14 protein-coding genes are annotated in these 11200 nt (G+C 28.0%); 3 read left to right on the top strand and 11 right to left on the bottom strand.

Going from position 1 to position 11200, the window contains the following annotated elements:
• The 3 genes from EQG68_RS14790 to EQG68_RS14780 form a co-directional block, all read left to right on the top strand.
• On the top strand, nt 1-966 hold a 966-nt coding region (locus tag EQG68_RS14790; protein ID WP_317125530.1), incomplete at its 5' end, for an RHS repeat domain-containing protein.
• Nucleotides 959-1384 carry a hypothetical protein gene (locus EQG68_RS14785; RefSeq protein ID WP_129465664.1) on the top strand — a complete coding sequence of 142 codons (426 nt, stop codon included), beginning with the start codon at nt 959-961 and terminating at the stop codon, nt 1382-1384. The genes EQG68_RS14790 and EQG68_RS14785, both read left to right, overlap by 8 nt.
• A gap of 221 nt (nt 1385-1605) precedes the next feature.
• Nucleotides 1606-2652 carry a tyrosine-type recombinase/integrase gene (locus tag EQG68_RS14780; RefSeq protein ID WP_129465663.1) on the top strand — a complete coding sequence of 349 codons (1047 nt, stop codon included), beginning with the start codon at nt 1606-1608 and terminating at the stop codon, nt 2650-2652.
• Between the two features lie 66 nt (nt 2653-2718).
• Here the strand turns inward: EQG68_RS14780 and EQG68_RS14775 are convergent, their stop codons facing one another.
• The 11 genes from EQG68_RS14775 to EQG68_RS14725 form a co-directional block, all read right to left on the bottom strand.
• On the bottom strand, nt 2719-3354 hold the full coding sequence (locus EQG68_RS14775) for a hypothetical protein (protein WP_129465662.1): 636 nt from the start codon (nt 3352-3354) through the stop codon (nt 2719-2721).
• Nucleotides 3354-4406 (bottom strand): RHS repeat domain-containing protein, encoded by a 1053-nt coding sequence (locus tag EQG68_RS14770; RefSeq protein ID WP_129465661.1) that lies wholly within the window; start codon nt 4404-4406, stop codon nt 3354-3356. The genes EQG68_RS14775 and EQG68_RS14770 overlap by 1 nt, the downstream gene beginning before the upstream one ends.
• Nucleotides 4407-4507: 101 nt before the next feature.
• The gene (locus tag EQG68_RS14765; protein WP_129465660.1) at nt 4508-4711 is read right to left on the bottom strand and encodes a hypothetical protein; all 204 of its coding nucleotides are present in this window, start codon (nt 4709-4711) and stop codon (nt 4508-4510) included.
• Nucleotides 4712-4742: 31 nt separating this feature from the next.
• Nucleotides 4743-5339, bottom strand: coding sequence for a DUF6934 family protein (locus tag EQG68_RS14760; RefSeq protein ID WP_129465659.1), 597 nt, complete (start codon nt 5337-5339; stop codon nt 4743-4745).
• A gap of 471 nt (nt 5340-5810) precedes the next feature.
• Nucleotides 5811-6698: a hypothetical protein gene (locus EQG68_RS14755; protein ID WP_129465658.1), complete on the bottom strand. Its 888-nt coding sequence runs from the start codon at nt 6696-6698 to the stop codon at nt 5811-5813.
• A gap of 96 nt (nt 6699-6794) precedes the next feature.
• Entirely contained in the window at nt 6795-7220 is a 426-nt protein-coding gene (locus EQG68_RS14750; protein WP_129465657.1) for a DUF2059 domain-containing protein, read from the bottom strand.
• Entirely contained in the window at nt 7210-8049 is an 840-nt protein-coding gene (locus EQG68_RS14745; RefSeq protein WP_129465656.1) for a leucine-rich repeat domain-containing protein, read from the bottom strand. Before EQG68_RS14745 ends, EQG68_RS14750 begins: the two co-directional genes overlap by 11 nt.
• A gap of 16 nt (nt 8050-8065) precedes the next feature.
• Nucleotides 8066-9091: an RHS repeat domain-containing protein gene (locus tag EQG68_RS14740; protein WP_129465655.1), complete on the bottom strand. Its 1026-nt coding sequence runs from the start codon at nt 9089-9091 to the stop codon at nt 8066-8068.
• Between the two features lie 152 nt (nt 9092-9243).
• Nucleotides 9244-9615 carry a hypothetical protein gene (locus tag EQG68_RS14735; RefSeq protein ID WP_129465654.1) on the bottom strand — a complete coding sequence of 124 codons (372 nt, stop codon included), beginning with the start codon at nt 9613-9615 and terminating at the stop codon, nt 9244-9246.
• A gap of 98 nt (nt 9616-9713) precedes the next feature.
• On the bottom strand, nt 9714-10160 hold the full coding sequence (locus EQG68_RS14730; protein ID WP_129465653.1) for a hypothetical protein: 447 nt from the start codon (nt 10158-10160) through the stop codon (nt 9714-9716).
• Between the two features lie 17 nt (nt 10161-10177).
• Nucleotides 10178-11200: RHS repeat domain-containing protein (locus tag EQG68_RS14725; RefSeq protein WP_164975471.1), on the bottom strand; the 1023-nt coding region annotated here is incomplete at its 5' end.

Here is an 11200-nt window from a genome sequence, read left to right as displayed (position 1 = left end):
GATTACTATCCTTTTGGCATGCTAATCCCAAACCGGTTTGAAAGCATAGATGATTACCGCTACGGCTTCCAAGGGCAAGAGAAAGATGATGAGTTAAAAGGAGAAGGGAACAGCTTAAACTATAAATATAGAATGCATGATACAAGAATAGGAAGATTCTTTACTGTAGACCCCTTAGCAAGAACATATGCTCATAATTCACCCTATGCATTTTCAGAAAATAGAGTTTTAGATGGTATAGAACTAGAAGGAAGAGAGTTTTCAAGAACTGAAAATTATGATCCTAAAACCGGAAAGAAAAATATAAAGATTAATTTAACTTTCAGAGTTGTTAAAGAGGGACAATATGTAGCAAGTTTTGAAACAATTGCTCATCAGTTTGCATCTGAATTTAATAATTTAACTGGTTATGATAGTGAAGGCAATCATATAAGTTTTAGTGCAAAATATGATCCAAAAGCAACAATTGAAATAAGATTTGTCGATGAATTACCAAATACCGAAAAGAACCCTAAAGATTTTGGAAAAGAAGAATTAGTAAAAATGACTGCAATAGGGATGGTGCCTAAAGAACAAATTGGTGATGTTGTAAGTGGTTATGTGTATGTAAAAACTCAGAATGCTTCAACAAAAAAAGAGTATAGTGTATTACCTAGTGGTTTAGTTAGTTCAGGTGGTGCAAGAACTGCATTACATGAAATACTAGTTCATTTAATTAGTCAATTACCTCCAAATACAGAAGTTCATGATAACACAGCAGTTAATTTATTTAATTCAAATGCAACTTCAAATGGAGAAATTAATTTATCACCGCAACTTTTAAAGAGAATAGATGATAATGTAAGGATAGGTTTAGAAAAAGACGAATCAAATCCACAACAGAATATTGACAATAATACTCAACCTAGTGAAGGTTCCAGAGTTTTAGATGAACCTTCCTTAAAACAAAAATTTAAATATGAATAAGTTTATTTTATTTTTTATCTTTTTATTTCTAATTTCATGTAATTCTTATAACTATGTCGCATATTATAAAAAGAGTGGAAATAATGAAGAAATGATTTTAGATAGAGCAATTAAAGGTGAAGAACATATCTTAACAATAATTTTATCAAATTCTCTCAAGGGAAGTTATATTTATATTGCAGGGGAATCACTTGATTATAAAACTTACACATCCTATTATAAAGGTAAATTAATAAAATGTGAGTTAAAAAAATGTCACATTTTGAAAGTAAATAACAAACAAGCAATAGATTTGACTATAAATAATGAAAAAATTGTAGTTTGTAGTGGTCAGTCATATCTTTATAAATATTTGATTGTAGAAAAAGGAAGAAAAAATGGAATAATACTAAAATATACAAATATTTTGAAATATTAGTATAAACTGTATATACAAATAAAAATTCCAATATTCGCTAAGCATAAATCTTGATGGATTTAAATTTTTATTAATCTGTCTTGACAAAAAGTTACTTTTTAAAATAACGTACTTTATCTCGAAGAAAAAAAAAAACACAACCTAAACCTTGTGGTTTTTTTATTTTTGAAACATTCCCTTTGCCATCCCAAAATTTCTTTCTACCATTGTAAAAACATACCATGAAGAAAGAATATCCGATTATTCCTTTGTTTAAACAGTTTATCAAGGATTCTGAAAATGGCAAACGATTAAAGAAAAACGGTGAAAAAATCAAACCGGAATCCATTAGAAATTACCACAATCTACTTCAAAATCTGGTCGAGTTTTCAATACAGTATAAATTTGAACTTAGAATTTGCGAAGCCAACAAACTCAACAAAAGAGAATTTCAATCAGAGAAAAACTATTGGAAAAAGTTTTATTTAAAATTCACTGAATTCTATTATAAAAAAGGCTGTCATGATAATTATGTGGGCACCAACATGAAATTAATGCGGGTGTTTTTCAATTATCTCAAAAATGATAAAGATGTGTCAACCGGTGATTTTCAACAATTGTTTTATATCAGGAAAGAAGAAATTGACATCTTGGTGCTTTCCCCCGAACAGTTAAAATTTTTGATTCACGATGTCACTTTCCATGAGTCTTTAACACCGGCACAACAGAAAATCAAAGACATTTTTGTATTTGGTTGCACTACCGGACTCAGGTATTCAGACATTTACCTATTAACCAGTAAAAATATTGAAGTAGGGCCAGTCGATTGGTATTTGAAAATTAAATCGAAAAAAACCAAAACCTACAGCACTGTGAAACTGCCCAATTATGCTGTAGTTATACTCCAAAAATACCTTTCAAAAAGTAGCAAAGCAAAATTATTCGGCAGCATTTCTTTGTTTAATTTCAACAAAACATTAAAAGTAATTGGCGAAAAAGCCAATTTTACAAACCCAATACAAATTACTCGTGAAAAACTTGGTAAAGCTCAAAACATCAAAAAAATCAACACCGACAAACAAGACCGCTTTTGCGATAAAATGAGTTCACACATGATGCGACGCACAGCCATCACCACTTTACTCATTCTAGGAATGCCGGAACATTTGGTTCGCAAAATTAGTGGACATAGTCATACTTCTTCCTCTTTTAATCGTTATGTGCATTATGCTCAGGCCTATATTGATCGGGAGATTGATAAGATACATAGGGTTTTGGAGGAGTATTAATCACTTTAGAATTTAATGAAATTTGAAAAAGTTTAAATAATTATATATAAATTTATAGGAAAGTGTTCAATCAAAATCACCATAAATAAACATAAAGGAATTAAAATTTTTAATACAAATAAATTTCTCTTCTACATTTATTTTAAAATTATCTTTTATGTTATTAAAGTTAATGATTTCACAATCTAATCCAATGAGCTTCCATGTTAAATTATTTTTTTCATTTCTTTGAATAATAAATTCATTTCCAGACCCAATAGAATAAGTGAAAATTATATTATCAAAAACTTTATCTGAACATTCATAACTTATATTTTTTTCTTTAATTTTTGAGAATTGTAATTCCTTCCATTCAAGTTGAGTAGCTGGATTTTTTTTCAAAATATAATTTTTCAAAATAAAAGATTTATTTATAGAATCGTATTTATATATACTATAAAAGTAATAACTGAATTTTGATTTTTTTGTGGTTAATTGAATTTTCTGAAATTCTTTATCATTATCAGAATATATACCTTCATTTATACTATTTTTTGAAAATATAATACTTTGACTTATAATTTCATTATGTTTTTGATTAAAATATAATACATCAATTGGGTCATTAAGCGTCTGAATGTAAGCATCATAAAATTTAATTTTTTGACAGTATACATTATTCCAAAATAAAATTATCGATAAAAACAATAAAATATTTTTCATTATTCAAATTTAAAATTAACTATTGTACCATTTTCACTTTTAGATTTTTTTGCTTTAACATTATCATAATCTACTTTTATTTTTACATTTTTTCTTAACCCAAGTTCTCTTAAATGAGTTTCAATTTTTAGTAAACCTGTATAAAAAGCAGCTTTAACATTATTACTAGTTGTCGCATCACCATGAAAAGCAGTCCCTGTTATAGTAATCTGACTTACTTGTTTACTATTATTTAAATCATTTACTAAATTCTTTAATACATTTTTTGCTGGAAAAGAACCTGTTCCGGGATCTATAAAATGAAACCCACTATTAACTACAGATGGATAAATTAATCCCGTAAAATTGATGTTTTTGTTATCTCCAGGCTTTATTGGATTTATTGGATTTTTAGATTTATCAGTTACTTTTGGTGTAGAAATATTTTTTGGTTCAACTTTTCTAATATTCTCATCTGTCGTTTTTTTAACTATATCTTCAGAAGATAATTTATTAAAAACAGGTCTTGAATCAGAGGTTGGGGGTTCAATATTTATTTCTTTACTATTATCATTTGGATCAGGAGAAGGAGGTGATGGCTCAATAGTATAAGTTCTTTCAGTACTGTTATATCCGCCTGTTCTAGTTAGTGTATATATAGTTTCAGTAACAATTGTTTTAGAATTTACATCTCCTTGTTGTAATATTTCCTCTCCACTTTTTACTAATTTTCTTTTTGAATTATCCCAAATTTCTCCATTTACTTTGACACCCCATTCATAAATCATAACTACAGATTTTTTTGTTACAGTTAATTCTTCAAGGCCATCCAAGTCTATTGCCCAAATAGGTCTATTTCCGGCAAATTGATAAGGAGTATAATAAGGATAACCAGCAAATAATGGATCCATAGATAAAAATCTACCAATCCTCGGATCGTATATTCTAAATCCATAGTCTATCTGCAATCCCTCACCCTTAACCTCATCATCTTTTTCCTTACCATTAAACCCATACCGGTAATCCTCCAAGCTATCAAACCTATTCGGGATTAGCATGCCAAAAGTTGACACTCTAAACACAATTTTTACTTGCAACAATTTTGTATGAACGTGGTATAAAGATATAAAAAAACCACCTCGAAGGTGGCCTATTTTACTAATTTTTATTTTACCTATAAAGCACTTTTGTGCATTTGGTCAATCTTTTCTATTTTTTCAGGTGTATCGAAAATTTTCTCGAAAACTTTCCCTTTCTCTTTCGCAAATTTCTCTACCGCTTCTAACTCTTGGATGGTCATTTTTTGACTTCCAGCCCAAAAACTGGTAGATTTCTCAATTTGCTTTTCTAATAATTCTTTTAACTTCTTTGTTGCCATAACGGTGTAAATATAGTAATTTTTTATAACATCAATAGATGTTAATCTTTTTTAAGTTGAACAAAACAAATTGATATTCAGCTGTTTTTTCTTTGTTATATCGTTCAATGCTTTTCACATTAACTCCGTTATTCAAAGAATTAATATCTTTTTCTTTAACGATTCTTTCATGTGGTTTGCCGTTTCTGATTACCGTTTGTTTTTTCTCAATTATTCCGACTTCTTCAATAATTTTCCCTCCTGATATATCCAAATATTGTTCCAAACTTTCCATATTTGAAGATATTTTTTGCTTATACAATTTGTGTTTATGAAAAGTATTACCAAAAAATATAACTGTACAATCTGGATTTGAATTAAAGAAATGTAGAATACACATAAACACGGTAGCTAAAACCTCATCGTAATCGTTATTATTGATTTCTGATAAATCATTTACGGTTACTAGATCTCCATTCTTTTCTAAATTTCCAAAACCAACATTGTACCAGTTCAAATTCTTTTCTACTGGAGCGATTGAAACAATTTTAGTTATTTTATGATTACCAATACTTATAAAACGAAATTGATAAACTTCGTTTGTGATACCTTCAAAATTATATGGATATGCTTTTTCTAAAAATTCCAACGTTAAAAAATTTAGGTCAAATATAATTCATTTCAAGTTATCAGTCATATTCCAACCCTATTCAGCCAAAAGTTTACAGCTATTTGAAAGAACGTAAAAAAAGTTTAACAAATTGTAAAAAATATTTAGTAAAAGAAAAAATGGGTATTTAAATTTTTCAATTTTGATAAGATTTTATTTTATTTTCTAAACATACAATTATCTTTTTTAAAATGAATATTGTAATAACAAAGCAAAAAACAGCTATTGTATAATCTCTAAAATATAGATCTACAGAATTGTTAATAATATAAAAAATTGAAACAAGAAAACTAATTAAAAATCCAACTAATAGAATTTTATATACTTCGTTTAAAATCATTTTTATATTAATCAAAATTTGTTTTTTTACCACTGAATTATTCATTTGTTTTAATTTTTTCTTTGGCTTTAAATTGTGGTATGGCATCATTTTCAGTTTTTGGGAGATTCTCATTTTACATCAATTTCATTTTTATCAAACTTGCCATAATCATTTTTTAAATAATTTTCGATTTCAGCCATAATACTTTCACCAATTATTTGAGCTTGTGTTGACGCTGATAATTTAATTTTTGGTATATCTTTTAAATTTAGTGACTTTTCTATACCTTCTGTCATTACATTTCCAACAATATCAGTAATTATAGCTTTTGCATCTTTATTAAAACCAACTACTTGAAGTCCATCTTTAAGTGTTAAGTCAAAAAGTGAAGGTGCAACAGCTATTATTGCTGATTTAATTTTTCCAATTTGATATTTATCTAATACAATATTTAATCCTTTGTCTATTCCTGCATCGGCAAAATCAAAACCTCCTATAGTAGTTTTTACTATATTTTTTGCATCAAATTTATGATTCTTGTTAAGCAATGTAATAAATCCCTCAACTCCAGTATTTACAACTGCCTGTAATACAAATTGTTTTCCTAAAAATTTTGTAACTTTTCCTTTTGTAAGAATTGCATCTGCAACAATTACAGCACCAAAAATTCCCCCAATAGCTTCAGCTCTGTTTGCTGCTCTAAAATCATCTTCACTCATTTTTCCTGATAATAATGCCTTTTCTCTTTGACGGAATCTTACATCAAATCCAGTACCTTCTAAACCTTCAATTTCTACAAAATCAATTGCTCTATTATGACTAAACTGATATGGGCTTAATTCTGGAAATTTAAAAAACAACGGATCCAACGCAAAAAACCTACCCACCCTAGGGTCATGCATCCTAAACGTATAATTCAACGAGTTGCCTTCCCCTTTAACCTCATCATCCTTCTCTTGCCCTTGGAAGCCATACCGGTAATCATCTAGGCTATCAAATCGGTTCGGGATTAGCATGCCGAAAGTTTACTGCTATTTTAAGAACGTAAGTAAATGTAGAGTTTATTTTTTAAATGACAAAAGCAACTTTGGAGGAGTTGCTTTAGGTGTTTTTTATTTAATTTTTGAAATTATTAACTGAGATAGTTCTTTACCGAATTCCTTACCAGCATCGTAGAGTTGTTGCTCTACTTTTTTAGTTTTAGCTGTGTATTTATCCATTGTTTTTGGATTATACAGTTTGATTAACTCTTTGATTTCTGCATCGGTGTAATTGGAACTATATATTTGCTTTATCTTTTTGTAATGGCTATTGTAATCTATATTACTTTCTATACTACCCCAAGTCATTACTGATACATTTGGGTATCGCTTTTTATACATTGCTACAACCTCATTTACCATTTGTTCTGTAGTTTCTTTTGTCTTTGTTACTGTAAATAACTTCTCTACATTGGCATTGGTAGAGGATTGGAAGGAAGAAAATAGCATTACCGAAATTAAAATTAAATTTTTACATAACATACTTTTAAAATTCATTTGCTTTTAAAAACAGGTTTTTTTGATCTAGAAAACTTATCTTTTTTATATTATTATAATCTTTCCAATATCTGTTATCATTTTCAAGAATTTTTGTTCCCATTAAATTCAAATCTTCTAATCTATTAAGATTTTCAAGCAAGGGTTTTAATTCTTTAATTTCACCATTTTTCATTAAAGTTAGTTTTTCTATATTAGGAAATAGCTTTGGAATTAAATTTATATCAATTTTTTTACAACTATCAATATACAATTCTCTTACGTTTTCATTAGCCTGAACATTTAAGTCAAATATTAAATCTTTATTGGCAATTAAAAATACACTAGTTAACTTTTTAAACTGATTTATTCCATTAATAGTTGTGATTTTTGACTGAACAAATCGCATATCTTCTAGATTATATAACTCTAAAAACTCATCAATATTTTTATTAGGATATACCCAAAGACTTAATTCTTTTAGTTTAGTCAATGAAGAAAAATTAGAACAATTTTTGATATGTTCATATCTCAAAATCTCTAAATTAGGAAATCCTGTAAAATCATACGGTATTTCAGAATATTTATCTTCCAGCTCAACTAAATTTTGATTTATTTTAAAATTATTCAAATCATAATTATGACTTCCATTTCCAATTAATAAAATCTTTTTAAAAGGTATTCTATTAATATCATTAAAAAAATCTTTTTGATTTCTATTTTCAAAATATTCATCAAAATCTACTATTAAAGTTGCATCAGCATTTTGATGAAAATAAGTATTTAAATCATTTATATCTTTTGGGAAAAAGTAAACTCTTTTCTTAATTTCATTTGCAAATTGTAACATTTTATTTTTTATTTGATTATGATTTTGGTTTTATTTCTTTTCCTCCTTCTGCCATTTTCTTTTCAAATGCTTCTTTAACTTGTTGAAAAGCTTCAGGATTGTTCTTTTGCAAATTGTCAAGTATTTTTTTACCAGGAGAAGTTTTTTCATTTAACAAATTAGCCCCTGATTTTTCAGCTTTTCTTAATAACAGTTCTTCAAATGCAAATGCGGTTTCTCTTACATTTAAATCACCAACACCTTCTGTAACAATATATGAAATTACTTTATCACCTTGTTTGACTTTTAAACTTTGTGCAGCTCGCTTAGAAGGTCCTTTACCCACATAAATAGTTTCATTATCTACACCTCTAACATCATAAAATCCGCTCGGTTTATTTGGATCTTGTTTTTTCGTTGTCTTTTTAGAATCATTTTTAGCTTTCTTGGCAATATCACTTTTATCAATATCAGGTTTCAACAACTTTTTAGCAGCCTTAACCCCTAAAGTAGCTCCGCCGAGTAAAATACCAACACCTGCTTCGCCAATTTCAGAGCCTACATCATATAAATCATCATCAGTAGCATTACCAGTTGCTAATCTTTCTATTTTTCCGGCATAGCTTTCAATTATACCTTCTAAAGTCCCCATAGGATCTTTTATAAGATTAGCAAAAGATTGATTTACTTGCTCTCTAAATTCACTGTCTGTTGCGTAATCATAAGCAAACCCTACAGAACCTGTTAATCCTTCCCAAACACCATCAACAATTCCTTTTATCATTGGAGGTGTGTTTTTTGGTAATAGGTCTGATGGTTTTGGCCAGTTACCGTTCTCATCAACAAAATAAATAGGATTGTTTAATGCAAAACTATACGGAGATTGGCTAGGCATTGCATTAGCATATGCATCTACAGAAATAAATCTACCTATCCTTGGATCGTATCCTCTATCCGCATATGCAATAAAGTTCCCTTCACCTTTCACCTCATCATCTTTTTCCTTTCCATTAAACCCATACCGGTAGTCATCAAGGCTATCAAACCTATTCGGGATTAGCATTCCAAAAGTTTACAACTATATTTAAGAACGTAAGTAAATGTAAAGCTTATTTTTTAAATGACAAAAGCAACTTTGGAGGAGTTGCTTTTAAGTTTTTATTAATGATTAACAAAGATTAGTATACTAAATATGAAATTTCCAATAACACTTTATTAACAAAAAAGAAATACCTCTTCATTAACTTTATTATCAGAATACCAGTTCTGAATAATTGGAATATTATCTAATATTGTTAATGATTTATCTAATTTTATTAAGACAATGGTTTTATAACCATTTTCAATTGAGGTAAAATCTAAAAAGGAACTATCTGTTACAAAACAAAGCACCCAATTTATTTCATATTTAGTAGAATTAAATTGAATTTTTTTAAAAATAGTTCCTAAATTAAATGTACTATTTGAATAATCTAACCAAAAACCAATTGTTTGTTCAAAATCAACAGGTAACTTTTTCAAATGAATAATTTCATTTTTTAATTTAACTGAAATTCTACCTAAAACTTTTACTTTTCTTTCCTTCATTTTTATTTATTTTCAATTATCTTTTTTACTCTCATTCAACTTAATTGCTTTTTCTACAAATTCTTCAATTTGACTATCATTTAACTTTGGTAATTCTTCTAATGTTTTTTGAAGTTTTCTATAATTTCGTTGTTATTTAAAATTAAACCTGTTTTTTTTTTTAACTTATCAATAAATATTTTGTCATAAAACTTTGTTCGTAATTTATATTTTTTTTTCAAATATCTAAATTCTATTTTAAAAATTAATCCTTCATAAATGTTAGAATATGAGCTTAGTTTGTAAATGTTTTTATATTCTACTTTTATACTTTTATTTAACAAATAAAAATAAAAAAGAATGTGATTTTCATACATTGTTATTTTAACATAATTATATCTATTAACAAACACAATAAACAAATTAGTTAAAAATAATGCTAAATAAACAATAGTCTTTACATTTCCAAATAGTAACATGAATAACATCAAAACTACAGTTATAATTAAAATATAAAATGATTCAAAAAAAGAAACTTTTCTCTCCAAAATAACATCTTCTTTCATTCTAAAATCTACAATAATTAATCAATTGATTTATTAAAATCTTGTGCATCTGATGCTGTTCCAGCTGTTCCTATTATTGTGTCTGTCAGTTTGGAACTTGCATCAATATTACAATCTATTTTCCCTAAATTTTTTAAAGCATCTAAATTTCCTTTTAAACTAATTAAACTAATAGTTAATTTAATTCCATTAATATAAGTACCCATTTCAGGAGAATTACTTTCAATTAAATTTTCAGTAGCACCAGTCAATTGATCAATATCAGATAATAATCCAAGAGAGCTAACTATACCTGCTTCACCGGCTATAACTGATGGTGCTGAAACTGCTGCACTTACTCCAGCTACATATTTTTTCGCAGTGTCAATCCCTTTAACCATTTCAGGATTTTTTTTGGGATCGGTTGCGTCTTTCATAATTTGAATTGTTGATGGCTTAGCTTTTTCAATTTGATTTTTTTCATAGATTATAGTATTATTGTTTGGAGAGGAAGCTATAGTTAAGGTACCTTTAAATAATCCTTTAAAACCTGAGTTTTTATATTTTGAATCATTCATACCTATTGTGTAAGCCTCATAGCCTGAAGCAAATAATTCAGGACTTGAAGAAAAAGCATCCCATAAACTATTTTTTAATGATATAAATTCAGAAGCTGAAATTGGTTGAGTTCTTGCTGAATTTTTTACACCTACATAGTCAGTTGTTTTTCTTAGAGTTTTATAGTCATATACTTCTCTCCTTACTTTACCACTTTGAGTAGAATTCATGATTACAATCTTCTCTTCCAAACCATCCAAATCAATAGCAGCAATAGGTTTATTTCCAGCGAATTGATAGGGAGTGTACCAAGGGTAAGATTTAAACAAAGGATCTTGTGACAGAAATCTACCAATCCTCGGATCGTATATTCTAAATCCGTAATCTAATTGTAAACCTTCCCCTTTTACCTCATCATCTTTTTCCTTACCATTAAACCCATACCGGTAATCTTCTATGCTATCAAATCGATTTGGGATTAGCATGCCAAAAGGATAGTAATC

It is taken from the genome of Flavobacterium piscinae (assembly GCF_004122145.1).
GTDB lineage: Bacteria > Bacteroidota > Bacteroidia > Flavobacteriales > Flavobacteriaceae > Flavobacterium > Flavobacterium piscinae.
Note: the sequence above shows the minus strand (reverse complement) of the source record. Positions and strands in the feature narration are given on the sequence as shown.